This window comes from Pseudonocardia xinjiangensis (genome assembly GCF_050948425.1).
GTDB classification, from domain to species: Bacteria; Actinomycetota; Actinomycetes; order Mycobacteriales; family Pseudonocardiaceae; genus Pseudonocardia; species Pseudonocardia xinjiangensis.
In genome coordinates this window covers 6198312-6223625 of record NZ_CP192009.1, presented here as the reverse complement: position 1 = coordinate 6223625, position 25314 = coordinate 6198312, and the positions used below count along the sequence as shown (strand labels likewise).

The 25314-nt window shown below is 72.3% G+C and carries 19 protein-coding genes; 7 read left to right on the top strand and 12 right to left on the bottom strand.

Annotation, left to right across the window (positions count from 1 at the left end; genetic code table 11):
* Positions 1–38: 38 nt before the first annotated feature.
* Both ACQPZA_RS29350 and ACQPZA_RS29345 read right to left on the bottom strand, forming a co-directional pair.
* Positions 39–434 carry a DUF302 domain-containing protein gene (locus ACQPZA_RS29350; protein ID WP_433275376.1) on the bottom strand — a complete coding sequence of 132 codons (396 nt, stop codon included), beginning with the start codon at positions 432–434 and terminating at the stop codon, positions 39–41.
* Positions 435–444: 10 nt separating this feature from the next.
* Positions 445–885, bottom strand: a complete 441-nt coding sequence (locus ACQPZA_RS29345) for a DUF5709 domain-containing protein (RefSeq protein ID WP_433275375.1) — start codon at positions 883–885, stop codon at positions 445–447.
* Between the two features lie 197 nt (positions 886–1082).
* Here ACQPZA_RS29345 and ACQPZA_RS29340 point away from each other — a divergent pair, with 197 nt between their 5' ends.
* The 3 genes from ACQPZA_RS29340 to ACQPZA_RS29330 are packed head-to-tail and all read left to right on the top strand — an operon-like array spanning position 1083 to position 4383.
* Complete coding sequence (locus ACQPZA_RS29340) at positions 1083–2456, top strand: cytochrome ubiquinol oxidase subunit I (protein ID WP_433275374.1); 1374 nt, start codon at positions 1083–1085, stop codon at positions 2454–2456.
* The gene (locus ACQPZA_RS29335) at positions 2453–3703 is read left to right on the top strand and encodes a cytochrome d ubiquinol oxidase subunit II (protein WP_433275373.1); all 1251 of its coding nucleotides are present in this window, start codon (positions 2453–2455) and stop codon (positions 3701–3703) included. The genes ACQPZA_RS29340 and ACQPZA_RS29335 overlap by 4 nt, the downstream gene beginning before the upstream one ends.
* 23 nt (positions 3704–3726) lie before the next feature.
* On the top strand, positions 3727–4383 hold the full coding sequence (locus tag ACQPZA_RS29330) for a VC0807 family protein (protein ID WP_433275372.1): 657 nt from the start codon (positions 3727–3729) through the stop codon (positions 4381–4383).
* Positions 4384–4399: 16 nt separating this feature from the next.
* Here the strand turns inward: ACQPZA_RS29330 and ACQPZA_RS29325 are convergent, their stop codons facing one another.
* From ACQPZA_RS29325 to ACQPZA_RS29300, 6 genes are all read right to left on the bottom strand, one after another.
* Complete coding sequence (locus ACQPZA_RS29325) at positions 4400–5521, bottom strand: AI-2E family transporter (RefSeq protein WP_433275371.1); 1122 nt, start codon at positions 5519–5521, stop codon at positions 4400–4402.
* Positions 5518–6309, bottom strand: a complete 792-nt coding sequence (locus tag ACQPZA_RS29320; protein ID WP_433275370.1) for an acetoacetate decarboxylase family protein — start codon at positions 6307–6309, stop codon at positions 5518–5520. The genes ACQPZA_RS29325 and ACQPZA_RS29320 overlap by 4 nt, the downstream gene beginning before the upstream one ends.
* 378 nt (positions 6310–6687) lie before the next feature.
* Positions 6688–7923: a molybdopterin-binding protein gene (locus tag ACQPZA_RS29315; protein WP_433275369.1), complete on the bottom strand. Its 1236-nt coding sequence runs from the start codon at positions 7921–7923 to the stop codon at positions 6688–6690.
* The gene (locus ACQPZA_RS29310) at positions 7920–9677 is read right to left on the bottom strand and encodes an NAD(P)H-dependent oxidoreductase subunit E (protein WP_169395172.1); all 1758 of its coding nucleotides are present in this window, start codon (positions 9675–9677) and stop codon (positions 7920–7922) included. Before ACQPZA_RS29310 ends, ACQPZA_RS29315 begins: the two co-directional genes overlap by 4 nt.
* Positions 9674–12655, bottom strand: a complete 2982-nt coding sequence (gene fdhF / locus ACQPZA_RS29305; RefSeq protein ID WP_433275368.1) for a formate dehydrogenase subunit alpha — start codon at positions 12653–12655, stop codon at positions 9674–9676. The genes ACQPZA_RS29310 and fdhF overlap by 4 nt, the downstream gene beginning before the upstream one ends.
* A gap of 141 nt (positions 12656–12796) precedes the next feature.
* The gene (locus ACQPZA_RS29300) at positions 12797–14221 is read right to left on the bottom strand and encodes an alpha/beta hydrolase family protein (RefSeq protein ID WP_433275367.1); all 1425 of its coding nucleotides are present in this window, start codon (positions 14219–14221) and stop codon (positions 12797–12799) included.
* A gap of 75 nt (positions 14222–14296) precedes the next feature.
* On the opposite strand from ACQPZA_RS29300, the gene ACQPZA_RS29295 reads away from it, so the two are divergent.
* Positions 14297–14863: an ArsR/SmtB family transcription factor gene (locus ACQPZA_RS29295; protein ID WP_433275366.1), complete on the top strand. Its 567-nt coding sequence runs from the start codon at positions 14297–14299 to the stop codon at positions 14861–14863.
* 30 nt (positions 14864–14893) lie between these two features.
* On the opposite strand, the gene ACQPZA_RS29290 is transcribed toward ACQPZA_RS29295, so the two are convergent.
* Positions 14894–16561, bottom strand: a complete 1668-nt coding sequence (locus ACQPZA_RS29290) for a hypothetical protein (protein ID WP_433275365.1) — start codon at positions 16559–16561, stop codon at positions 14894–14896.
* A gap of 304 nt (positions 16562–16865) precedes the next feature.
* Positions 16866–18728, bottom strand: a complete 1863-nt coding sequence (locus ACQPZA_RS29285) for an ABC transporter ATP-binding protein (RefSeq protein ID WP_433283045.1) — start codon at positions 18726–18728, stop codon at positions 16866–16868.
* Between the two features lie 280 nt (positions 18729–19008).
* Between ACQPZA_RS29285 and ACQPZA_RS29280 the strand changes: the two genes are divergently transcribed.
* Positions 19009–20514, top strand: coding sequence for an Nramp family divalent metal transporter (locus ACQPZA_RS29280; protein WP_433275364.1), 1506 nt, complete (start codon positions 19009–19011; stop codon positions 20512–20514).
* A 33-nt stretch (positions 20515–20547) separates the two neighbouring features.
* On the opposite strand, the gene ACQPZA_RS29275 is transcribed toward ACQPZA_RS29280, so the two are convergent.
* Both ACQPZA_RS29275 and ACQPZA_RS29270 read right to left on the bottom strand, forming a co-directional pair.
* Entirely contained in the window at positions 20548–22350 is a 1803-nt protein-coding gene (locus tag ACQPZA_RS29275; protein ID WP_433275363.1) for an aldehyde ferredoxin oxidoreductase family protein, read from the bottom strand.
* Between the two features lie 60 nt (positions 22351–22410).
* Entirely contained in the window at positions 22411–23283 is an 873-nt protein-coding gene (locus ACQPZA_RS29270) for an NTP transferase domain-containing protein (RefSeq protein ID WP_211173962.1), read from the bottom strand.
* Positions 23284–23413: 130 nt separating this feature from the next.
* Here ACQPZA_RS29270 and ACQPZA_RS29265 point away from each other — a divergent pair, with 130 nt between their 5' ends.
* Entirely contained in the window at positions 23414–24694 is a 1281-nt protein-coding gene (locus ACQPZA_RS29265) for an AI-2E family transporter (RefSeq protein WP_433275362.1), read from the top strand.
* A 126-nt stretch (positions 24695–24820) separates the two neighbouring features.
* Positions 24821–25312: a ribose-5-phosphate isomerase gene (locus ACQPZA_RS29260; protein ID WP_169395179.1), complete on the top strand. Its 492-nt coding sequence runs from the start codon at positions 24821–24823 to the stop codon at positions 25310–25312.
* Positions 25313–25314 lie beyond the last annotated feature (2 nt).

Below are 25314 nucleotides of genomic sequence, written 5' to 3'. Positions count from 1 at the left end.
GCCGCAGGTCGGGGACCGCCGGGGAGGCGCGCGCCCCGTCAGGTCGCCGGGGCGACCGCCTCGGCCACCAGTTGGTCGAGCAGGACACGCAGCCGGGCCAGCGTGTCCTGGGCCTCGGCGAGGTCGTAGCCGGCGACCAGCGCACGCGGATCCCGGAAGGCGACACGGGTGGCGTCCGCCCCGGCCCAGACCAGGATCCGCAGCGGAAGCTCGATACCGACCCGCGGGTCGGCCTGCATGAGCCCGGTGCCGACCGCGGGGTTGCCGAAGATCAGGACGACCTCGTCGGCCAGCTCCAGGCCGGCGTCGCGCGCGCCGCCCGCATGGTCGACGACCCCGAACAGCGCCACCCCGCGACGGTCCAGCCCCGCTCGGATCCGCTCGACGGTGGCCGGGACGTCGTGCGGCGAGGTCTCGACGATCAACGCGTCCATCTGCATGTCCTCACCGGTCCTCGGCGCCGGGCTCGGGCACGACGTGGACCGCTGCCTCCTCGGCAGAGGCCCCGGCCCCGTCGGGACCGACGTCGAGGGCGAACAGCTCGTCGTCCTCGTCGGTGGCCTCGCCCTCGTCCTCGGCCACGAGCCGGCCCGACCGGGAGTCCCCGACCTCGTCGTCGACCAGCTCGCCGTCGGTGTCGCTGCTGTCGCCGAGACCGTCTCCCTGCAGCGGCTCGACGTCCGGCAGCTCCCTGGCCAGTCGCCCGCTCAGGCTCTCCCCGGTCTCCTCCTCACTCGCGGTCGTCCCCCAGTCGTCGACGGCCCACGGGCGCTCCGGCGGCGAGTAGCCCTCGTCGAGCGGGTCCGCAGGGCCGGTGCCGTCGAGGGTGTCCTCGGCGTCCAGCTGCTCGAACACGTCGTCGTCCAGTTCGTCCGGGTCAGCCATCTCGTCCGTCCTCTCGTCCGTCGTTCCCGATGTGTCTCGGAGCCCATCGTCGCCCCGTGGGACCAGCGCCACATCGCCCGGCCCTGCGATATCCGGTGAAACGTCCGAATTTGCCGCAGTGGCTCGCTTCTTCAGGGGATGCCGGCGGGGGCCGGGAGGACGAGTCTCGAATTATCGAGCGAGAGGAGGAGGTCCGCATGATGTCGGGGTTGCTGAGCCAGGCCGTCGTCGACCAGGACTACCTGTTACAGGCACGGCAGATGCAGGCGCTGTCGTTCGCCGTGCACATTCCCCTGGTCTGTTTCGGCATGGCGCTGCCCACGCTGATCCTGTTCCTCGAGTGGCGGGCGATGCGCACCGGCCAGGAGGTCTACCGCACGCTCGCCAGGCGATGGAGCCGCGTGCTGGTGGCGTTGTTCGCGGTCGGGGTGGTCACGGGCACGGTGCTGAGCTTCGAGATGGGGCTGCTGTGGCCCCGGTTCGTCGGCACGTTCGGATCCGTGTTCGGTCTGGGCTTCGCGATCGAGGGGTTCTCGTTCTTCGTCGAGGCGATCTTCATCGGCGTCTACGTGTACGGCTGGGACCGGTTGTCGCCGCGTTGGCACTTCGCGAGCGGGATCCCGATCGTGCTGACGGGCGTGACCGGCTCCTTCATGGTGATCACGGTCAACGCGTGGATGAACCAGCCGTCGGGTTTCCGGCTGCAGAACGGCCAGGTGGTCGACGTCGACCCGGTACGGGCGCTGTTCGCCAACCCCTTTCTCTGGCACGAGTTCGTCCACATGTACATCGCGGCGTTCATGGTGACCGGGTTCCTGATCGCCGGGTGCTACGCGGTGAGCATGTTGCGCGGCCGGACGACGCCGTACCACCGCGTGGCCATGGCCGTGCCGCTGACGGCCGCGTCGGTGGCCGCCCCCGCCCAGGTCGTCATCGGGGACTGGGCCGCCCGGACGGTCGGTGAGCAGCAACCGATCAAGCTCGCGGCCCTGGAGGGGCTCGGCGCCACCACCAGCGGAGCGCCGGAGCACCTGCTGGGCTGGTACGTCGACGGCCAGGTCCGGTACGGCATCGAGATACCGCGGCTGCTGTCGTTGCTGGCCTACCACGACCCGGATGCGACCGTCCGCGGGCTGCTGTCGTTCCCGCCGGAGGACCTGCCGCCGGTCAACGTGGTGCGGGTCGCCTTCCAGACGATGGTGGGCATCGGTTCGGCGCTGGCGCTGCTCGCCGTGATCTTCCTCGTCATCCGGATCCGTGCGCACCGGCTGCCTGCCTCGCGCTGGTTCTACCGGGCGCTGGTCCTGGCCGGCCCGGCAGCCGTCGTGGCGTTGATCGCGGGCTGGGTCACCACCGAGGTGGGCCGCCAGCCCTGGGTGGTCTACGGCGTCATGCGCACGAACGACGCGGTCACCGGGGCGAGCGGGATCCCGATCGGGTACGGGGTTCTCGCCGCCATCTACCTGGGCGTGGTGGTGGGCGTCGGCTGGATCCTGCACCGGCTCGCCATCCGGCCGCTGCCTGCCGACCCGACGCCGCCGCGCGAGCTGGTGGAGGAGGGGGTCCCGTGACAGTCCTCCAGGTGCTGCCGATGGTCGCCGTCCTCGTCGGCCTGGTCCTCTACACCGTGCTGGCCAACGCCGACCTCGGAACCGGGGTGTGGCAGCTCACGGCGGGAAGCGGGGAACGGGCGCACCAGGTCCGCGCCCACATCTACCGCGCGATCGGGCCGATCTGGGAGGCCAACCACGTCTGGCTGATCTTCGTGCTGACCGTGCTCTGGACCGCCTACCCGCAGGCGTTCGCCTCGCTCGCCTCGACGCTGGTGGTGCCGCTGTTCATCGCCGGTATCGGCATCGTGCTGCGCGGCACCGCCTACGCGCTGCACGGCGCCACCAACGGCCCCGGCGACCACCCGGAGGTCGACCTGGTGTTCGCGCTGTCCTCGCTGATCACCCCGTTCGCGCTCGGGGCAGCGGTCGGCGCGGTCGCGTCGGGGCGGGTGCCCGCCGGGCCGGTTCCGGCCGACATCATGACGAGCTGGCTCGGGCCGACCTCGTTGCTCGTCGGCGTGCTGGCGGTCGCGGGCGGTGCGTTCCTCGCAGCCGTGCAGCTGACGGCCGAAGCGGCCCGCCTCGGGGAGGTGGAGATGGCCGCGCGGTTCCGGTTGCGGGCCCTGCTGAGCGGGGTGGTGGCGGGGATCGTCGCGATCGCGGGGGCGTTCGTCGTGCGCGCGGACGCGCCGGCACTCTCCCACGGTCTGCTCGACGGCCCCGGCCGGATCGCCGTGGTCGTCTCCGTCGTGGCTGGCGTCGCGACGCTCGTGCTGGTGTGGACCAGGCGCGCGCATGCGGCCCGTTTCGTGGCCGCGGTGGCGGTGGCCGCGCTGGTAGCGGGCTGGGCGCTGGCGCAGGGGCCGACCCTGCTGCCCGGCCTGACCGTGCAGCAGGCGGCTGCGCCGTACGACACGTTGCTGGCGGTCACGGTGTCCATCGTGGCGGGGGCGGTGATCGTCGGACCGTCGCTGGCGTTGCTGTTCGGGCTCGTGCTCGGGGGCCGGATGGACCGGCCGGTCGACGTCCCCGAGACGGCCGTCCCGGCCCGTCCGCCGCGGGACCGGCGGATGCTCGGCCGCGGCGCCGTCGGGCTGTTCGTCGCCGGTGCCGTGCTGGTGGTGTTCGCGTCCGGAGCAGTCCTGATGACCGTCGGCCTGTTGCTCGTCCTCGTCGCGGCGGTGGCCGGTTTCGTGGCCGTCGGTCCCGCTGACCTCGGTCTCGACACCGATGACCGGACCGGTTCAGGGACGCTCTTTACCTGACCTCCCGGACGTACAGTGGGGAGATGGCGGAGTTCCGCACGACGATCCACCTCCCCTCGATCACGTCGATGCTCGGGCAGGCCGGCCGGCCGCTGCTGGAGTTCACGCTGATCCCGCTGGCCCTGTTCTGGGTGCTGTTCACCCAGGTCGGGTTCGACGGAGGGCTGTTCGCGGCCCTGGGCTGGTCGGCGCTGGCGATCGGCAGGCGGCTGGTGCAGCGGCAGAAGCTCCCCACCATCCTGTTGATCACCACGGCGTTACTGGTGGTCCGCACCGCGGTGGGGCTGTGGACGGGGAGCGCGTTCCTGTACTTCCTGCAGCCGACCGTGCAGAACTTCGTCTTCGCGCTGGCGCTGCTGGTGACGATCGGCCTCGAGCGGCCACTGCTGGCGAAGCTCGCCGACGACTTCTGTGCCTTCCCCGAAGCGCTGAGCTCGCACCCGGGCATCCGGCGGTTCTTCAAGCGCGTGTCGCTGCTGTGGGCGGTGGTGTTCCTGGTCAACGGGGCCACCACGATCGTCGTGCTCGCCACGCAGACGGTGGGGAACTTCCTCGTGGTGTCCACCGCAGGCTCGTACTCGGTGGTCGCCATGGGCATCGTGCTGTCGCTGTGGTGGTTCCGCCGGTCGCTGGCAGGGCACGGCGTGCGGCTGCGCATCGGGGCGCCCACGGCGGCCTGAGGCCGCCGCTCGCCGGTCATTCCTCCGGAGCCGACTTCCCCGCCAGCGCGGGCCACGCGCGGTGGACGATCGCCGCGACCGGAACGGCGACCACGGCGCCGACGAGGCCGCCCAGCACGGTCCCGGTGGCGAGCACGAGACCGATCGCCAACGGGTGCAGCCGCACGTACCTGCCGACGATCAGCGGCTGCAGCAGGTGCGCCTCGAGCTGGCCCTCGGCGATCAGGACCGCGATCAGGATCAGCCCCGCCAGCAGGCCCTGGGTGCCCAGCGTGACCACCACGGCCACGCTGCCGGCGATCAGCTCGCCCACGATGGGGATGAAGCTGCCGAGGAACACCAGCACGCCCAGCGGGATCGCCAGCGGCACGTGCAGCAGGGAGACCACGAGCCCGATCACGACGCCGTGGATGGTGGCGATGATCGCGGTGCCGTGGACGTACCCGGTGAGTGTCGTCCAGGCGATGTGCCCGGCCCGGTCCGCCCGGGCGGCGGCACGGGGCCGTAGCGGCCCGAGCAGCCAGCGCCACACCCGTTCACCGTCGTAGAGCAGGAAGAACGTGATGAAGACCGTCAGGACGAGCGCGGTGGCGATCTCCACGGCGAAGCCGGTGCCGGTGGTCAGGTAGGCGAGCAGCTGGCTGCGGTTCTCCTGCACCCACCGCATCAGGTCCCCCTGGAGCTCGGCCAGCTGGGGTTCCCCGACGCCGAGACGCGCCAGGGTGGCCCCGAGCTCCCGGATCGTGTGGAGGAACTCCCCGGTCAGCGACGGCAGCTCCTGGGTGAAGCGCAGGTCGATCAGCCACCCGAGACCGGCGAGGCCCAGTAGCGCCACGAGCAGGGTCAGCAGGGCCGAGAACGGCCCGGGGAGGCGACGTTGCAGGAGCACGGCCAGCGGGCGCACCAGCGCGGTCACGAGGAGCGCCACGACGATCGGCACGAGCACCAGCCAGAGCAACGCGAGCACCCGCACGACCAGGTAGGCCACGACACCCAGTACGAGCAGCCGCCACGACCAGCCGGCCGCCAGCACGAGGCTGCGCGGGACCCCTCGACCAGGTGCCGGCCGAGCCGGCGCCGCTCCGCTGCTCCCGGCCGTTCGCGGAGATCGGAGCCGGGCCGCCCTGCGGTCGTTCATGCAGCCAGTTCACGCACCTCGGTCACGGTGTAGGCCATCGATGCGCGGAAGCCCGCGCCGGTACGCACCGGCGCGAGATCAGCCAGTTCCTCACCCCGGGCCGGGAACAGCTCGATCTCGCCGGTGCCTGCCCACACGTCGGCGACCTGCTGCCCGCTGGACACCATCATCACCAGCTCGTGCACGGCCGGCTTGTCGTACTGACCTGCGGCCAGGCGGGGGAAGTGCCGGAGGTTGACCGTGGGCCGCCCGGTCAGGGCCGCGGGATCGCTCACCGGCTCCTCGAGGGTGACCCTGGCCTCGGCGAGGCTGCGTCCGTGTGCCGACACGGTCGCCCCGAACCGCCCGCCGGCCGCGAGGACCGGTGACGCGCGCCCGGGTGCCGCGAAGGCCCTGGTCTGCTGGACCGAGCCCAGCTTCTTCGGGAAGCCCTGCACCCACCCGCGGGCCAGTGCCAGGTCGTTGTCGACGTAGATGTACGGGCACCAGGAGACCGGCTGGTCCTTCCACCTGGCATCGACCAGCACGAAGAACTCGCGGTACTGGCTGCGCACCGGGTCGAGGTACTCCTCGTTCTCCCCGGAGAACTGCCAGTCGACGAACAACGCCACGACGTGCCCGGAGGAGTCCGGGTCCGGGCTCAGCCCGTCCGGGAGTGTCGCCTCGGCCGCCGCCGGATCGGTCCAGAACTCCACCGCGACGATGTCACCCGCATAGTGCCACGGCGGAGCGGAAGCCAGGTTCGCGTCCCCGCGCGGCGACAGCGGAACCGTGTAGCCCTTCACCATGTGCACCTCCGGCGCAATGAATCGGCCTTTCCGGGCCGCCCAAGCCTGCCCACCGGTCAGCCGCAGGACATCCCACATGCGGGGTATGGCCGGTCAGCCACGCCACTGACGAGGGCGTGGCCGACCGGCGATGACGGGTCGAATCTCCCGCTCCCCAGTGGAAGGTCCGACCGTGGCTCAGGCACCCCGGAGGCCCAGTTGCCATTAAATCTGCCTGCGTAGCAACTCTCCGACATCACCCATGCGTGGTATTCGCCCGAGCCGAGGTCGGACGCACGTATGCGGTCGCCGGCATTGATGCAGGAATGGCAATAGCGACGCAAAGGGCCGACCATGAATGTGCGGAACGGACCCGAAGGCGCTCGGGAATGGTCGCGGTCAGCGGTAGAGCGTGACCTGAACCGGCGAGCCCGCGGCCAGACCCGTGGCCGCCTCCGGCACCACGAGGCAACCGTCGGCGCGGGTGAGCACCGACAGGAGTGCGGACGGGCCGAAGATCGGGGTGGCTGTGCCGTCCTGCACGGCGACCTGCACCACGTCGAGCCGGCCCGCGGCCGATGGCAGGTCCCGGGAGAGGCGGGCGGGGGTCGACGGCTCGGGCGGCGGCACCGGGCAGCCCGCGAGCCGCCACACCAGCGGCACGCCGACCAGCCGGAACACCACCAGCGCGGAGAGCGGGTTGCCCGGGAGCCCGATGAGGGGAACCCCGCTGCCGCACTCGGACTTGCACTCCGCGAGCAGCGTGGGCTTGCCGGGCTTGATGGCGAGCCCGTGGCACCAGATGTCGCCCAGCGCGGCCACCGCACCTGCCGTCTCGTCGCGGGCTCCCACCGACGACCCGGCCGAGACCACCACGAGGTCCGCCTCGCGCAGCGCGTCGCGCAGCGTCGCCTCCAGCGCGCCGGCGTCGTCCGGCACGATCCCGGCGAGCACCGGCTCACCTCCGGCGTCCCGCACGAGCCCGGCCAGCGCCGACGCCGTGGCGTCGCGGACCTGGCCGGGACGCAGCTGTGCCGTGGACGGGGGCACCACCTCGTCGCCGGTCGAGATGATCGCCACGCGCGGGCGGGCGTGCACCCGGACCGTGGTGACGCCGGCCGCGGCCAGCAACCCCAGGTCGGGGGACCGCAGGGGTCTTCCGCCCGGCACCAGCGGCGCCCCGGCGGCCACGTCCTCGTCGGCACGCACGATCCCGTCGAGCGGCGCCACCGGCCTGGTCACCTCGATCGTGCCGGGCATCGTCTCGGCGGTGTGCTCCACCATGACCACGGCGTCGGCGCCGTCGGGCAGCACCCCGCCGGTCGGCATCGCGACACAGCCGCCCGGCCGCACGGCCACGGTGGGAGCCATGCCCATGCGGACCGCCCCCACCAGGTCCAGGTACGACGGCAGCCCCTCGGACGCGCCGTAGGTGTCGGCGGCGCGCACCGCGAAGCCGTCGACGGTGGACCGGGCGAAGCCCGGCAGCGCCGCGGCGGCGGCCACGTCCGCCGCCGGGACCCGGTGCAGGGCCTCGGCGAGCGGGACGTCCTCGAGCGCGGTGCGGCGGGCGGGCCGGAACCCCGCCAGCGCCTCCGCGACCGTGCGGGTGGTGAAGAACTCGCGGCCGTTCACCTGTCGGGCTGAGCCGCCGAGCCGTTCGGCCTGGGCTGGTCGCGCGCCGCCGCCCCACCCTTGTCGATGCCGAGCACGCTCACCACCGGACCGAGGGCCACCTGCCCGAGCCCGCAGATCGACGTCTTGCGCATGGCCTCCTCGAGCTGCAGGATCCGGCCGCGCTGCGTCTCGTCGAGCGTGGAGCTGCCCGACTCGATGACGCCCCGGAGCAGCTCGTGCGCCTTCGTCGACCCCACGCGGCACGGCACGCACTTGCCGCACGACTCGTTGCGGAAGAACCGCAGCACGTTGGTGGACGCCGCGAGCAGGTCGGTGCCCTCGGCCAGGACGACGAGCGCCCCGGAACCGAGCATGGTGCCCGCCTCCGCCGCGGTGCCGAAGTCGAGCCGCAGGTCGAGCTGGTCGGGGCCGATGAAGTTGGACGACGCCCCGCCCGGCTGCACGGCGCCGACCTCCGCTCCGCCCGTGACCCCGCCTGCGAGGTCGATCAGCTCGCGGACCGTGGTGCCCATCGGCACGCAGTAGACGTCGGGCCGCTCGACGTGGCCCGACACGGCGAAGAACTTCCAGCCCACCGAGTCGCCGACGCCCTGGTCCTTCCACCACTGGGCGCCGCGCTGCACGATCACCGGAACGTCGGCGAACGTCTCCACGGAGTTGATCAGCGTGGGCCGGCCGTGCAGGCCGTAGTTGCCGGGGAACGGGGGCTTGTTGCGCGGCTCGCCGCGGTGGCCCTCCATGCACTCCAGCAGCGCGGTCTCCTCACCGAGGATGTAGCCGCCGGGGGAGACGAAGATGTCGATGTTCAGCCGGCGCCCGCTCCCACACGCGTCCGGCCCGACCACACCGGCGGCCCGCAGCGCGTCGATCTCCTCGCGGAGCACGTGCTCCTCGGGGCCGTACTCGTGCCGGATGAAGACCCAGCCCTCCTCGGCCCCGACCACGGCCATCCCGAGCAGGAGGCCCTCCAGCACGAGGTGGGGCTGCTGGGCCAGGATCTGGCGGTCCTTGAACGTGCCGGGCTCGGACTCGTCGGCGTTCACGATGGCGTACTTGGTGGTGCCGGGCTGGGCACCGCGGACCAGGCTCCACTTCTGCCCGGTGGGGAACCCAGCCCCACCCATCCCGCGCAGCCCGGAGTCCTTCAGCGTGGCCACGATGTCGTCGGCGTCGAGCTCGCCCGCGAGCAGCGCCCGCAGGGTGGCGTAGCGGCCGTCGACGCCCGAGCCGGCCGGGTAGGGGTCGTTGGGCCACGGCTCGACACGGGTGGCCGCGGCGGCGTCACCCACCCCCGAACCGCGGGCGGCGTCGACGAGCTCGTCCACCTCGGCGACGGGAGCCGGCCGCTCGTTCACCGCCACCGCGGGCGCACTGTCGCAGCGCCCCAGGCAGGACACCTCGACGAGCTCGACGTCCGCGTCGGCGCCGTAGCGCTCGCGCAGCTCGGCCGTGCGCGCCTCGCCGTCGCGCAGCCAGCACGGCAGGTCGTGGCAGACGTGCAACGCCACCTTCACCGGCGGCTCGGTGCGGAAGTGCGGGTAGAACGAGATCAGGCCCTCGATCTCGTACCGGGGCCTGCGGGCGTCCCGGGCGAGCTCCTCCAGCTCCTCACGGGGCAGCCAGCCCAGCCGGGCCTGGATCGCGTTGAGCGCCGGGATGAGCGACGGTCCGGGGAACTTCCCGGCCCGTGCCTCCACACCGGGGACCCGCTGGGAGCGGACCTCGGCCGCGCGGTCGGACAGCTCGGTCATGCACGTGCTCCTGCGGTCGACGGGGTCTCAACGTGCGCTGCGCCGAGGGCCTCGACCTGCACCGCGCAGAACTTGAACTCGGGGATCTTGCCGGTGGGGTCGACCTCGTCGATCGTCAGGAGGTTGGCCGCCGCCTCGCGGAAGTGGAACGGGATGAAGCAGTTGCCCAGCTGCTCGCGGTGCGAGATCCGCACGAGCAGCTCGATCGCGCCACGCCGCGAGCGCGCCCGGACCATCTCCCCGTGGGCGAGCCCGCGGTCGGCGGCGTCCTTCGGGTGCATGTACACCTCCGCGACCGGCGAGATCGCGTCGAGGGCGTAGGACCGCCGCGTCATCGAGCCGGTGTGCCAGTGCTCCAGCAGCCTGCCGGTGTTGAGCACGAGCGGGAACTCGCTGTCGGGCAGCTCCCGGGGCGGCAGCCACTGCGCAGGCACCAGGTGGGCCAGTCCGTCGTCGGTGTTGAACTTCTCGTCGAACATGACGACGGTGCCGTCGGTGTGCTCCGGGTCGGCGTTCGGGTAGAGCTTCCCGGACAGACCGAGGTTGTCGTAGGAGAGGTTCTTGTACGACGGCATCAGCGCCACCATCTCGTCGAACACCTCGCTGGGGCTCTGGTAGTTCCAGTCGAGCCCGATCCCGCGCGCGATGTCCTGCACGATCTCCCAGTCCGGCCGGGCCTGGCCGGGAGGGTCCATCACCTTGCGGCCGAGCTGCACCCGCCGGTCGGTGTTGGTGTACGTACCGTCCTTCTCCAGGTAGGAGGTGGCGGGCAGGATCACGTCGGCGAACTCGGCCGTCTCGGTCAGGAAGATGTCCTGGACGACGAGGAAGTCCAGCGCCGAGAGCGCCTTGCGCACCTTGTTGATGTTGGGGTCGGACAGGAACGGGTTCTCCCCGAGCATGTACATCCCGCGGACGCCGCCGGGCTGCAGCACCGACTTGATGATCTCGGTGACCGTCAGGCCCCGGTTCGGGTCGAGCGTGGTGCCCCACGCCTCCTCGAAGTGCCGCCGGGTGGCCTCGCGGTCGACGCCCTGGTAGTCGGGGTAGAACATCGGGACCAGCCCGGCGTCGGACGCGCCCTGCACGTTGTTCTGGCCGCGGAGCGGGTGCAGGCCGGTGCCCGGCCGCCCGACGTTGCCGGTGATCGAGCACAGCGCGATCAGGCAGCGGGCGTTGTCGGTGCCGGTGGTGTGCTGGGAGATCCCCATCCCCCAGTAGACGACGCCGGCGTTCGCCTCGCCCCACGTCCGCGCGACCTCGCGGATGAGGTCGGCGTCGACGCCGGTGATCTGCGCGGCGCGCTCCGGCGGGTAGTCGGCCACGGTGCGCGCGAGCTCGTCGTAGTTGGACGTGCGGCCCGCGATGAACTCGCGGTCGATCAGCCCGAGGCGGATCACCTCGTGCATCACCGAGTTGTAGAACGCCACGTCGGTGCCCGGCTTGAGCTGGACGAAGATGTCGGCGTGCTCCGCCACGGTGGACGCGCGCGGGTCGACGTAGATGATCTTCGTGCCGCGCCGGCGGGCCTGCTTGAAGAACGAGCTGGCCACGGGGTGGTTGGCCGTCGGGTTGGAGCCCGTGATGATCACGACGTCGGCGTTGGCGACGTCCCCGTAGGTGGTGGACACCGCGCCGGAGCCGACGCCCTCGAACAGCGCCGCCACCGAGGAGGCGTGGCACAGCCGCGTGCAGTGGTCGACGTTGTTGGTGCCGAACCCGGTGCGGATCAGCTTCTGGAAGAGGTAGGCCTCCTCGTTGGAGCACTTCGCCGACCCGAACCCGGCGATCGCGCCGGGGCCGCCCTCGGCGTGGATCTCCTTCAGGCGCCGGGCGATGAGGTCGAGCGCCTCCTCCCAGGTGGCCTCCCGGAAGTAGGGCAGCACCTCGTCGTAGTCGACGAGCCCGCCCGGTTTGCGGCCACCGCCGCGCTTCCCGCCCGGGTCGTCCTTGCGGCCGCCGCCACTGCGGTTGCCGCCGTTGCCGCCGCGGCCCCGGTCGTTGGTCGCACCGGTGGCCGAGCCCTTGCCCTCGCCGCGCACGTCGGCCGACAGCGCGCTCTTCGGGTAGGCGGAGTCGATGCGGATCAGCGGCATCGTGAGCCGCTGCGGGGAGGCGGCGTAGTCCCAGCCGTAGCGGCCCTTGACGCACAGCCTGCTCTGCGAACCGGGCTGGTCGCGGCCCTCGGCGAAGGCGATGGCGCCCCGCTCGCGGTCGACGTAGTAGGTGAGCGCGCAGCCCACGCCGCAGTAGGGGCACACCGAGTCGACCGCGTCGAGCTTCTCGCGCGGCTGGATCGGGATGTTGCGGATCGACTTGTTGGTGAGCGCGCCGGTCGGGCAGGCCTGCACGCACTCGCCGCACGTGACGCAGGAGCTCGCGCCCATCGGGTCGTTCAGGTCGAACGCGATGCGCGTGGAGTAGCCCTTGCCGGAGCGGCCGATCACGTCGTTGCCCTGGATGTCGTCACAGGCACGCACGCACCGGTCGCAGAGGATGCAGGCGTCGTGGTTGACGTCGATCACGGGGTTGGACGAGTCGACCCCGCGTCCCGACCCGCACGGCAGGTCGGTGGTCTCGCGGGCGACGCCGAACCCGTCGGCCAGCGAGAGCAGCAGGTTGTCGCCCGTGGTGGTCTGCTTCGGGTCCTCGGCGCGCGGCGGCTGGTCGGACACCAGCAGCTCGGTGAGCGTGGCGCGGTTGCGCTCCAGCTCCGGGGTGGAGGTCTTGACCTCCATGCCGTCCTCGCAGGGGCGCACGCAGGCCGCCGCGAACACGCGCCCGCCGGTGTCCACCACGCACATGCGGCAGACACCGACGGGGTCGTAGCGCTCGTTGTGGCAGAGCACCGGGATGTCGACGCCGACCTGCTTCGCCGCGTCGTAGATCGAGGTGCCCTCCTCGACGGTGACCTCCCGGCCATCGATCGAAGTGGTGACCGTGCGTAAGCTGGTTGCCGGTTCCTGCACCGCTGTCATCCTGGGCCTCCATCGGTCAGGTACGTGGCACCGACCTTAGTCGACTGTATGCAATCCGCGCATCCCCGGCCGAAACCGACTGGGTTGCCACAATCGAGACTAGTTGCACCGGCACCGGACGGCTCCCCGCGAGGCCGGAAATCATGGCAGGAGCAGGCCCCAGTACGCCGCCCACGGCACGAAGGCCGCACCTGCCGCGAGCAGCACGCCGAGCCGTGCCCGGTCCCCGCCGATCCCGGCCCGTCGCCGCTTCGCCACCACGGCGCCCGTGGCGATCCCGGCCCCGACCGCGACGACGGCGAGTAGCTGAAGAGCCAGCCACGCGACGGGTCGCCCGGCGAGCAGTGGACCCGGATCCACGGTTCGGCCCGCGGTCACCTGGAGGAAGCCGAGGTAGCCGAACATGCCCACCACGGCAGTGAGTCCGGCACCGGCCAGCACCCGGGCCGGCCAGCCCGCACGGGGGCCGGGCCTGCCGCGCAGCCGGCGCCAGCCCGCGGTCAGGCCGAACCCCGCGAAGCCGGCCAGCATCAGGGCCACCACACTCAGCTGCACCTCGACCGACTCGTACCAGGCCAGTGGTGCGACCTCCACCGTCGGCCGGGTCTGCTCACCGGTGCCCGCCACGGAGGTCGGGGGCGGCCTGCCGTCGGCGACGTCCGCGATCCAGGACGACACCAGGTCCACATAGCCCGGAGCGAACTGGCCGCCCTTGTCGAACCCGGTGGTCGTCGTGCGCAGCGAGTGCTCGGCGCCCTCCACCGTGCGGAGCGTGTAGTGCCGGTTGCCGGCCTGGTCGAGCGCCGTCCGGTACGCCTGCACGCTCTCGACGGGCGGGGTGAGCCGGTCCTGCGCGCCCCAGATGCCGAGTACGGGCAGCGTGCTGCTGCGCAGCGGAGGGCCGGGGTCGTAGTAGGGCTCGGGGAACAGGCCCATGCCCGTGATCAGTCGGTACGGCGTGCGGGCGTGGGCGTCGACGAGCGACCCCCGCACGCCGGCGTGCTCGATCTTGATGGCGTCGGCCCAGCTCTGCTGGCGCAGCGGCGCCACCCCGTTGGCGCCCACCACCACGAGGAACGCGATCTCGGGCGAACGCGACGCGGCCAGTGGTGCGACCCAGCCGCCCTCGCTGAACCCCATGACGCCGACCTGGGCCGGGTTCACCTCCGGGCGCCGTCGCAGCTCGGCGGCGGCGGCCACGGTGTCCTCGGCCAGCCGGGAGTACGAGCGCTGCAGGAGCGAGTAGCCCTGCGTGCGCTTGTCGTAGGTCAGGGTGGCGACGCCGGCACGGGCCAGCGCCTCCGCCTCGGCGCGGTACTTCTCCCTCGGGCCTGGTCCGGCGCCGTGCACCAGCACCACGCCGGGCAGGCCGGGCCGGGCGGCCGTGGGCACGCGCAGGGTGGCCGGGAGGGCCAGGCCGTCGCTGGTGGGGATGCGCAGTTCGGTCTCCTGGACGCCGGCCGGCGCCGGCGGTGGTGGCGGCGGGGAGGGGAGGGTCGGCGCCCCGGGCAGCACGATGGCTGCCGCGGCAACCAGTGCGGCGAGTGCGCGTCGATAGGGCGGCATGGTCGGGCTCCTCGGCTTGCAGCGGATAGTGTGCAAAGAAATCTGTGCACACGGAACTCTGCTAGCTTCGGCGCCGTGGTGGATCAGGGAGAACCCCGAGAACTCACCGATCCGGCGGCCCTGAGAGCGTTGGGGCATCCGCTGCGGCAGGCGATCCTGCGCCGGCTGCGCCGCACCGGCCCGGCGACCTCGACGTCGCTGGCCCGCGAGCTGGGCGAGAACACCGGTGCCACCAGCTACCACCTGCGGCAGCTCGCCGAGCACGGGTTCGTGGAGGAGGTCCCCGAGCGCGGGCGCGGCCGGGAGCGCTGGTGGCAGGCGCGCTCCGAGGACCTGCGGTTCCCGCCGCGCAGCCGGATGTCCGAGGAGGTGCGGGCGGCGTTCGACGAGCTCGGCCGGCTGAACGTGGCCGACGACGTGGCGGCGTTCGCCCGCTTCCAGCGCCGGCGCGACGACCTGGGCGAGTGGGGCGACGCCCTGCTGTTCGCCCGCGGTGCCCTGCACCTCACCGCGCCGGAGCTGCGCCGGTTCTGGGAGGACTACATGGCTCTCCACGAGCGATACGCCCGTACCACCGACCCGCCGGGCGAGGACGCCCGCCGCGTCCTGGTGCGGTTCGTGGCCTTCCCCGACGTGGAATGAGCGGTCCTCGCCGGAGGGGCCGGTCGGTCGTCAGCGCAGCCGGTACCAGGTCCCCTCCGCGCTCGTGCGGTACCGCACGTAGTCGCGCGCGAGGACCTGCTGCAGGTCCTGGCCGCGGTCGGCGACCCACTCCCTGGCGTCTGCGTCGACCATGACGACGGCGGGCTCGACGGCGCCGACCTCCGTGGCGACCTCCCGCCACTGGCCGTCCGTCATCAGGTCGTAGGTCCAGCCGTCGAACCGCACGACGAGCGGGGCTCCGGCGAGCATGTTGTAGAGCGGGTCGCCGACGACGTACAGGCTGCCCCCGGCCCTCACCCCGGCCGCGGCGAGCTCGGTGCGGATCGTGTCGTACCCGGCCACCCGCTCGTCGATCCGGTCCCGGCTCGCCGCGGTGAACCCGCCGCCGTCGAGCACGGTCGGGAGGGCCCAGCTCGCGGCGTGGGCGAGCATGGGCAGGCAGAGCGCGGCGAGGAGCACGGCCCACCGGGGGCCCCACAACCGCGGGGCGAGCACGTCGAGCCTGCGCAGCGCGAGCACCACGAGCGGGGCGCTGACGAAGTACCACTGGTACCACCAGGCGAACTGGGTGGCGATCGCCAGCACGTCGAGCAGCACGAACGCGCCCATGGCGAGGTCGAGCGGATCCCGGCGGCGCCAGGCCGTGGCCGCCTGCCAGGCGGCGAGCACCACGACCGGGAACATCCACAGGACGTACCGGCCGAGGCCTTCGAGCACGCGCGCCGGGTCGCGGGATCCCGGGGCCGACCCCATCTCGAGGGCCTCGACGAGCCAGACGTGCAGGGCCGCGCCGAACGCGCCCTGCGTGGCGAGCCAGGCCAGCGTCAGACCCACCGGGACGAGCGCCGCCGCGACGACCACGGGCACAGCGGCGAACCGCCTGCGGCCACCGAGATGCAGCACGAGGTACACGAGCAGGGCCAGCCCGACCACGCCCGCGAGCAGCAGCTTGAACACGCCGACGACGCCGACGCACAGCCCGGCGAGCACGATCCGCCGCCAGGTGGGGGCCCGCCGCGGCTCGGCCGCGACCAGGGCGAACGCCCCGGTCGCGGGCACCAGGCAGAGCATCTCCAGCTGGCCGAAGTCGCCCGGGCCCGCGGCGAGCAGCAGCACCGCCGTGGCGAGCGCGGTCAGCATCCGCCGCACCCACGGGGTGGTGAGCCTCCCGCGCAGCAGCACGTGGACGCACGCCCCGAACGCGAAGGCCGCGACGACGTCGAGGGCCCGGGTCCCGATCTCGCCCAGCCCGGTGAGGTCGGCCAGCCCGTACCAGAGGAACACGCCGGGCTGCTTGATGTCCCAGATGTCGGTGTAGAGCGCCTGCCCGTGCAGGATCTGCCGGCCGATCAGCGCGTACACCGCCTGGTCGCCGCGGAACGGCCAGGTCACGACGATCCAGCTCAGTGCGCCGAGAACGATGAGGGTGAGGGTGACCTCGGCTCGCCGCCGCTCCGCCCGCCGGTGGCGCCCGCGCCCCGGTCGCGTCCTGGGGGACGTGCTGCGGGTCGGCCCACCGGCCGGTTCCATGGCCGGCACCCGGATCGGGCCCGTGACGGGGTCGAGGCCCCGCTGCAGCGGTATGTGGGAGCCCGGACGTGCTGCCTGCCGGAGCGCCACCGCCGCGCCCTGGCCCGCGGACGCCCGTTCCGCAACCGTGGATCTGTCCTGCTCCATGGGTCTCCCGATCTCGCCGGCGGTGCCTCTCCCGGGATCGGTGCCTGAGAATCCACCGTTTCGAAGATCGGTCCGAATGACCGAGGGATCACCTGTCCGTACGAGCGCGGCGCCCGTCTCCTTTGTCCGGATGGAGCCCTCCGGACCTGGTGGGCGGGCTGCGGACGCAAAACGGACAGGATCACGCATCGGCGACAACCTGAGAGCGGACGCACCGATCGCCGAGCCGCTGTGCTCGTCGCAGGATCCGGGGACCCTGCGACGAGCACACCCCTCGGCGCGAACGGCCTTGCGGCCGCTCCTCTCAGCCCGCGGCCAGCGCCACCGGGACGGCTCCCGGCTGGTCGAACTGCGTGCTGTGCAGCTCGGCGTAGCGGCCGTTGCGGGCTACGAGCTCGGTGTGGGTGCCCCGCTCCACGACCTGACCGGCCTCCAGAACGAGGATCTGGTCGGCGGCGCGGATCGTGGACAGCCGGTGGGCGATAACGAGTGCGGTGCGGCCCTGGAGCGCCTCCCCCAGCGCCTCCTGCACCGCCGCCTCAGAGGTGGAGTCGAGGTGGGCGGTGGCCTCGTCGAGCACCACGACCCGGGGCCGGGCCAGCAGCAGCCGGGCGATGGTGAGCCGTTGGCGCTCCCCGCCGGAGAGCCGGTAGCCGCGCTCACCCACGACGGTGGCGAGGCCGTCGGGCAGCGATGCCACCAGGTCGGCGAGGCGGGCCCGGCGCAGCACGTCCCACAGCTCCTCGTCGTCGGCCTCGGGGCGGGCGAGCAGCAGGTTGGCGCGGATCGACTCGTGGAACAGGTGGCCGTCCTGGGTGACCAGGCCCAGTGCACCCCGGATCGTGTCGAAGGAGAGGTTGCGGACGTCGACGCCGCCCAGCCGGACCGCTCCGGCATCGACGTCGTAGAGCCGGGGGAGCAGCTGCGCGATCGTGGACTTGCCGGCGCCGGACGAGCCCACCAGCGCGATCATCTGCCCGGCCTCGGCGGTGAACGACACGTCGTGCAGCACCTCCTCGCCGCCCCGGCGGTCGAGCTGGGCGACGTCCTCCAGCGACGCGAGCGACACCTTGTCGGCGGCCGGGTAGGAGAAGCGCACGCTGTCGAACTCCACCGACAGCGGGCCGTCGGGCAGCGGAAGCGGGCGGGCGGGCTCCGCGATGAGCGGCGGCAGGTCGAGCACCTCGAACACCCGCTCGAAGCTCACCAGCGCACTCATCACCTCGACCCGGGCGCTGGCCAGCGCCGTGAGGGGTGCGTAGAGGCCGGTGAGCAGCAGGGCGAGCGCGACGACGTCGCCGGCAGCCATCCCGCCGGTGATCGCGAAGTAGCCGCCGAGCCCGTAGACCAGCGCGAGCGCCAGCGCGGAGACGAGCGTGAGCGCCGTGACGAAGACCCACTGCACCATCGCGGTGCGCACGCCGATGTCACGCACCCGGGCGGCCCGGGCGACGAACTCCCGCGTCTCCTCGGCGGGGCGGCCGAACAGCTTGATCAGGGTGGCGCCCGGCGCGGAGAACCGCTCGGTCATCTGGGTGCCCATGGACGCGTTGTGGTCGGCGGCCTCCCGCTCGAGGTGGGCGAGCCTGCGCCCCATGTGCCGGGCCGGGAGGACGAACACCGGCAGCAGCACGAGCGCCAGCAGCGTGACCTGCCACGACAGCGTGAGCATCACGATCAGCGTGAGCGCGAGCGTGACGAGGTTGCCGACCACCCCGGACAGGGTGTCGCTGAACGCCCGCTGGGCACCGATCACGTCGTTGTTGAGCCGGCTGACCAGTGCACCGGTGCGGGTGCGCGTGAAGAACGCGATCGGCTGGCGCTGCACGTGGTCGAACACCGCGGCCCGCAGGTCGAGGATCAGCCCTTCACCCAGCGACGCGGAGAGCCAGCGCTGGATGATCCCGCTGATGGCCACGGCCACCGCGATGACCGCGATGAGCCCGGCCAGACCGACCACCGTGCCGAGCGGGCCCCGGTTGACGATGGTGTCGACGACCCGGCCGGCGAGCACCGGCGTGGCGACCGCGAGCACCGCGCCGACGATGCTGACCAGGAGGAACGCCCCCATCCGACGGCGGTGTGGCCGCACGAACGCGACGATCCGGCGCAGGGTGGCCATGGAGAACGGCCGTTTCTCCTCCTGCGCGTGTGCTGCGTGGTACATCGACTGCCACGCGACCATCTCCATGCTCATGAACTGCTCCTCGCTCCGGTCGCGGCACCCGCTGTGCACACGTAGGACATGGGGAACCGCCGGAACTCATCGGTGCGGCACCACTTCGCGTCGCGAGTGTGGCGAACCGGTCCGACAGTTTCGTCCGGTTTTCCCGTGACCGACGCTAGAAGCTGAAGTCAGGTTGAGGTCAACTGTCCCGCCACCCTTGACCGGCGCAGTCCCGAGCGGGACGATTGTGATCTGCGTTACAAAGCACTCGGGAGTCGTCATGACCGAGGTGGAGCGCACGGCCAACACCCGCCCGCTGGGCGTCAGCAGACCCGATCTCGCCGTGGTGGACCTCCCCACCCCGGAGGAGGTGTTCCGGGTCCCGCGGATCGGTGCCCGCCAGCTGGTGATGTACGTGGTGGGCCCGAGCCTCATCGTGCTGGGGATCTCGATCGGCAGCGGGGAATGGCTGCTCGGACCGCAGGCGGTGGGGCAGTACGGGTTCGTCGGTGTCGGCTGGGTGATCGTGGTGTCCGCGGTGCTGCAGACCTTCTACAACGTGGAGTGCGCCCGCTACGTGGTGGCCACGGGGGAGGCACCCGTGGTCGGCTGGGGTCGGGTGCCGCCCGGCAAGGCGCTGTGGATCCCGCTGTCCGTATTCGTGGTGATCTTCGCGTTCATCGCGGGCGGCTGGGCCGCATCCGCGGGCCAGGGCCTCTACGCGCTCGTCAACGGACGGGTCGCGACCGCCGCCGAGGTGCAGCAGACACGCTGGTACGCCATCGGGCTGCTGGTCGTGGTCTTCCTCATCACCGCGGCGGCCCGCCGGATCAGCAGGGCGCTGGAGCTGTCCAACTGGGCGATGGTGGGCTTCATCCTGGTCGCGCTGGTCGTCATCGATCTGGTCGTCGTTCCGTGGAGCGTGTGGTGGGAGGGCATCCGCGGGTTCGTCACGCCGGCGGCCCCACCGGCGGGAATCACCGCCACTCAGCTCGGGGCGCTGGCCGGGTTCACCGCGCTGGCGTCGGGGCTGAACTGGTACGTCATGGGCCACTACCGCGACAAGGGCTACGGCATGGGCCACCGCACCGGCTACATCGCCGGGATGCGCGGTGGGCAGCGCGAAGTGCTGTCGGTGGGCGTCACCTTCCCCGACGACGAGCGCAACACGACCCTGTGGCGGCGCTGGTACCGGCTCCTGATGGTGGACATGTGGGGCGTGTTCTTCGTCGGGGCGATGCTGGGAATGCTGCTCCCGACGGTGCTGATGTCGCAGGCGGTGGCGTTGTCGGGCGAGCAGCCCACCACCGCCAACGTGCCGACGTTCGTGGCGAGCGCGCTGCAGCCCGAGTACGGCTCGGGCATGTTCTACCTGCTGCTCCTACTGGGCGTGCTCATCCTGTTCTCCACCCAGCTCGGGATCTTCGAGGCCATGGTGCGGGTGGTCACCGATGCCGCGCCCGCGGTGAGCCCGCGCATGCGCGCGCTGATCGAGGGCGACCCACGGCGCTTCTACTACCCGTTCATGATCGTGCTGCTGGTGGCGATCTCGGTGATCCTGCACCTCGCGGTGCCGGTGACGCTGGTCCAGTTCTCCGCGAACATGTCGAACCTCGGTGCGCTGATCTACCCGTTCCTGCTGATCTACCTCAACAGCAGGCTCCCGAAGGCGGCCAGGCCGCGGCCGTGGCACTACGTGATCCTGCTGCTCAACTTCCTGTTCTTCGGGTTCTTCTTCGTCAACTTCGTCGCCGACGCCTTCGGCGACCCCCTGATCACGTTCTGACGGCGGGCGGTACCGAGGCTGCTGTCCCTGTCGTCAGGGGGTGAGCAGCAGGTCCGCCACGTCGGAGGGGTCGGGTCGGCCCTCGACGTCGAGGCCGCGTCCGGTGTAGTAGCCCTCGACCATCGAGCGCAGGCGCTCCGCCGTGAGCGTGGCGGTGCGGCCGGAGCCCAGCTCGAGCGGCGTGTCGAGCATGCGCCGCGGGAGCGTGTCGTCGTCGGTCGTGGCGCCCTCCCGCAGGTTGAACACCCGCTTGGCCAGCACGATCCGGCGGGCCACCGCCCGCAGCTCGTCGGCGGTGACGTCCCATCCGGTGACGGACCGCAGGAGCGTCGCCCACTCGTCGAACGGCTCGGTGAACACCCCGCGGAGGAACTTGCAGAGGATCATCGAGTCCATCACGGCGGCGCGGTCCTCGGTGCCGATCGCGGCGGCGACGTGCGCGGAGCCGCCGGTCAGCCGGTCCAGGTCACCCGACAGGTCGGCCTCGTAGGCGCCGGAGCGGTTGTGGTCGGCCCCTCGCGCGTTGACCGCGAGCCCCAGCGCCATCGACTGCAGCGACCGCGGCTCGTACCCCGGCAGCTCCAGCCCCTTGACCTGGGGTGCGAAGTCGATCGACCCCTGCCCGACGACCGCGGCGGCCGCGCGCGAGCCGAGGGACAGCAGCTCGCCGAGCCCGTCGGACCGGGAGCCGATCAGGTCGAGCGCCCGCAGCAGCGCGGGGCCGTCGCCGAACCTCAGCCACGGCGCGTCGATCAGGCCGCGCTCCACGCACTCCATGGCCCACGCGATCGTGCCGCCCGCCGAGATCGTGTCGATGCCGAGCTCGTCGCAGCGGGCGCTGGCGGCGAACACGTCGTCGGGGTCCGAGACCCCGCACAGGGGGCCGAGCGCGAACACGTTCTCGTACTCCATGCGCTGGCTGCCACCGCCCTTGCGGGAGTAGATGTGCTCGCAGCCGATGGAGCACGACGCGCAGCTGTTGCGGGCCACCCCGCGCATCTCGTGCAGCTCCTCGGCGGCCAGGCGGGGCGCCTCGGCGAAGGTGGCGGCGGTGAAGTTGCGGGTCGGGAGCGTGGACACGGCGTTGAACGCCAGCAGGTTGGCCAGCGTGCCCAGCTCGCGGTACTTGGCGGTGGCCGGGCCGAAGCTGCGCTCGCGCAGGCTCTTGGCCGCGGCGAGCACCGCAGCGGGATCGGCGACGTCCACCCGCGTACCGGCCTTGACCAGCACAGCCTTGATGTTCTTCGCGCCCAGCACGGCACCGAGGCCGCCGCGCCCGGCGTGCCGCCCGTCGTGGCTGATCGTGGCGTACCGGACGCCGCGCTCCCCGGCGGATCCGATCGCTGCCGTGCGCCACCCGCGGCCGAACCGCTCGCGCACCGCCGACTCGGCCTCCGCCGCCGGCATCCCGGCGAGCTCGGGCGCCGCCTCGAGACGAGCGCCCGACGCGTCGACCAGCACCACCGACAGCTCGTCGGCCCGCCCGCGCACGACGATGGCGTCGTTGCCGGTGAGCTTCCCGGAGATCGCGAACTGGGACGACGCCAGCGCGTCGGTGATCATCCCGGTCAGCGGCGACTTGGCGAGCACCGCGAACTTGGCGCTCGTGGTCAGCGGGGTGCCCACCAGCGGTGAGAACACGAACGCGAGCGGGGCCTCGGGAGCCAGCGGGTCGACGCCGGGGGGAGCGAGCCGGTGCAGCAGCCAGGTGCCCAGCCCGACCCCACCGAGGTACGCGCGGAGGACCTGGTCGTCCAGCTCGAGTGGTGTGCCTGTGGCGCCGGCGCCGCTCACGTCGACGACCATGGCCTGTCCGAAATATCCGCCTGCCGTCATGGTGAAGACTGTATGCCGATGTTGGCGCCGCTGCTCGCGCGTTCGGTGCCGGGGGACGGGTCAGCCGCCCGCGTCGGCGGACAGGAAGGCGACCGTGTCGCCTGCCACCAGCGGCATCTCCGCGTCGCGGGTGATCTGGTCTCCGTTCAGGGCGGCGACGACGTGCCGGTCCAGCGGTAGCCCGACGGCGGCCGCCGCGGCGCCGAGAGTGGCCGCCTCCACCACGGTGGGGCCGCGCTTGCCACCGGACGCGAGCGCCCCGAAACGCTGGACGGTGATCTCCGGGGCGGGCCGGGCCCGCGCGACGCGGTAGTCGTCGGGCTCGTTGACGTTCAGCACCGAGTCCAGCTCCGGGTCCAGCGCGCGCAGCCGGGGGTCGGCGAGCAGGCCGGCGTCGTCGATGCGGCGCACCCGGCAGTGGTCGAACAGCATCGCGAGCTTGAGCTGCCCGTGCGTCACCATCCCGGCGACGACCGGCGCGAGCGCAGTGCGGTACGCGGCCGCCAGCGGCTGGCGGTGCCCGCCTGCGTGCGGCAGCACGACGTCGACCTCGGCGTCGAGCGCGGACAGCACCCGCCGCACGTATGCGGGGTGCAGGAACGGCAGGTCGGTGGAGCAGACGAACGCGATGCGCGCGCGGTCCGACAACGCGGCGAGCCCGATGGCGATGCCCTGCATCGGCCCGCGGCCCTCCACGGGGTCGTCCACCGTCTCGACACCCGCCGGCAGTGCGGGGAGGGCCTGGCCCGGCGCCCGGACCACGACGACCGGCCCGTCGACGGTGCGCGCCAGCAACCCGGTGGTGCGGCGCAGCAGGGTGGAGCCGTGCCATTCGAGCGCGGCCTTGGACTCACCCATCCTCGAGGAGCGGCCGCCGGCGAGCACGATCCCCGCGGCCGACCCGTCGTCGGGTGCAACGCTGTGGCTGCTCACCCCCACGATCGTAGGCGGTGCGACGTCCGGTGGAGATCACCGATGTCTGAGAGCCTTGTCCGCGGGTACGGCTGCACTGCCCGGCACCCACCCCCGTAGGGCACCGGCAGAACGAGACAGAGGAGTTGGCGTGACGACGACCGAGCACCCCCGCCGTGGTCGCGGCACCGCGATCGGCGAGGGTGTCACCTGGGCAGCGCGATGGAGCCTGCGGCTGCTCCTGGTGTCCGCGGGCGCCTGGCTGATCTGGATGGTGATCGGGCTCCTGTGGTCCGTCATCTTCCCCGTGATCCTCGCCGTGATCGTCTCGACGGTGCTGTGGCCGCCTGTCGGGTGGCTGCGCAAGCACCACTTCCCGCCGGCGCTCGCCGCGGCCACGGTGCTGCTCGCCGGGCTGGTCGTGCTCGCCGGGCTCATCGCGCTGATCACCACGTCGGTGGCGGGGAGCATCCCGGAGATCACGCAGAGCGCGAGCAGCGGCATCCAGTCGATCCAGCAGTGGCTGGCCGGGCCGCCGCTCAACCTCGCCCAGGGCCAGCTCGACGAGGTGCTGCGGACCGCGACCACCGAGCTGCAGCAGAGCATCTCGGCGATCACCACGAGCGTGCTCACCGGGATCGGGAGCGTGGCCTCCGGTGTGATCACCGCGGTGCTGACCGTGGTGCTCGTGTTCCTCTTCCTCAAGGACGGGCCCCGCTTCCTGCCGTGGCTGCGGGCCGTGGCGGGCGAGGGCGCAGGCGGTCACATGGCCGAGGTGCTGCGCCGGGTCTGGAAGACCGTCGCCGACTTCATCCGCGTGCAGGCGATCGTCGCGCTGGTGGACGGCGTCCTGATCGGACTGGGCCTGCTGATCCTCGGGGTGCCCCTGGCGATCCCGCTGGCCGTGCTCACGTTCCTCGGCGCGTTCGTCCCGATCGTCGGCGCGATCGTGGCCGCCGCGCTCGGCGTGCTGGTGGCGCTGGTGAGCAACGGGTTCACCACGGCGCTGATCGTCCTGGCGATCATCGTGGTCGTGCAGCAGCTGGAGGGGAACGTGATGCAGCCGATCCTGCAGGGGCGCAGCCTCCGGCTGCACGCCGCGGTCGTGCTGCTCGCCGTCACCGCGGGCGGCACCCTGTTCGGCATCGCGGGGGCGTTCCTGTCCGTGCCGGTGGCCGCCACGGGCGCGGTGGTGCTGCGCTATCTGAGCGAGCGGATCGACGCGCGGGCATCGGGTGCGGCACCGCCGCCACGGGTGGATCCGCCGTTGGAGACCGTGCAGACCGTCCTCGCGATGCCGGGCGCCCTGTCGCCGGACGGGTCGGCGCCCGACCCGGACGCTCCCGTTCCCACCGCTCCCGCCACCCACACCGAGGACGTCGCCCCCGAGGACGAGGCCGAGGCCTCGAAGAAGGACGAGCAGCGCAGCTGACGCCGCCCCGTTGCAGCAAAGCCACTTTCACGCAACGAGGTTGCCGCAACGTGGCTTTGCTGCAATCCCCCGGGCGCGCAACCCCGTCGACGGCGCCCGGCGCGGGCATGGGGCAGTATTTCTCGTGTGCGCGTCTACCTCGGTTCCGACCATGCAGGCTTCGAGCTCAAGGCCCATCTGGTCGCGCACCTGACCAGCCTGGGCCATGAGGCGATCGACGTGGGGCCGGCCACCTACGATCCCGAGGACGACTACCCGCCGTTCTGCGTGGAGGCGGCCCGGCGGACCCTCGCCGACCCGGGCACGCTCGGCGTCGTCGTCGGCGGTTCGGGCAACGGCGAGCAGATCGCGGCCAACAAGGTGCCCGGCATCCGGGCCGCGCTCGCCTGGAGCGTCGAGACCGCGACGCTGGGCCGTCAGCACAACGACGCCCAGGTCGTCGCCGTGGGCGCGCGGATGCACACCCTCGACGAGGCGGCGGAGTTCGTGGCCGCGTTCGTGGCCACCCCGTTCTCCGGGGAGCCCCGCCACCAGCGGCGCATCGACCTGCTCGCCGACTACGAGCGCACCGGCACCCCGCCCCCGCTGCCGCCCGGTCAGGTCCCGGCTGCCCCGTAGCA

Coding starts and splice junctions, on each gene's coding strand:
- ACQPZA_RS29280 (WP_433275364.1), top strand. CDS start 19,009: ATGACCGAGGTGGAGCGCACGGCCAACACCCGCCCGCTGGGCGTCAGC.
- ACQPZA_RS29300 (WP_433275367.1), bottom strand. CDS start 14,221: ATGCCGCCCTATCGACGCGCACTCGCCGCACTGGTTGCCGCGGCAGCC.
- ACQPZA_RS29340 (WP_433275374.1), top strand. CDS start 1,083: ATGATGTCGGGGTTGCTGAGCCAGGCCGTCGTCGACCAGGACTACCTG.
- ACQPZA_RS29345 (WP_433275375.1), bottom strand. CDS start 885: ATGGCTGACCCGGACGAACTGGACGACGACGTGTTCGAGCAGCTGGAC.
- ACQPZA_RS29310 (WP_169395172.1), bottom strand. CDS start 9,677: ATGACCGAGCTGTCCGACCGCGCGGCCGAGGTCCGCTCCCAGCGGGTC.
- ACQPZA_RS29350 (WP_433275376.1), bottom strand. CDS start 434: ATGGACGCGTTGATCGTCGAGACCTCGCCGCACGACGTCCCGGCCACC.
- fdhF (WP_433275368.1), bottom strand. CDS start 12,655: ATGACAGCGGTGCAGGAACCGGCAACCAGCTTACGCACGGTCACCACT.
- ACQPZA_RS29320 (WP_433275370.1), bottom strand. CDS start 6,309: ATGGTGAAGGGCTACACGGTTCCGCTGTCGCCGCGCGGGGACGCGAAC.
- ACQPZA_RS29330 (WP_433275372.1), top strand. CDS start 3,727: ATGGCGGAGTTCCGCACGACGATCCACCTCCCCTCGATCACGTCGATG.
- ACQPZA_RS29285 (WP_433283045.1), bottom strand. CDS start 18,728: ATGTACCACGCAGCACACGCGCAGGAGGAGAAACGGCCGTTCTCCATG.
- ACQPZA_RS29325 (WP_433275371.1), bottom strand. CDS start 5,521: ATGAACGACCGCAGGGCGGCCCGGCTCCGATCTCCGCGAACGGCCGGG.
- ACQPZA_RS29275 (WP_433275363.1), bottom strand. CDS start 22,350: ATGACGGCAGGCGGATATTTCGGACAGGCCATGGTCGTCGACGTGAGC.
- ACQPZA_RS29290 (WP_433275365.1), bottom strand. CDS start 16,561: ATGGAGCAGGACAGATCCACGGTTGCGGAACGGGCGTCCGCGGGCCAG.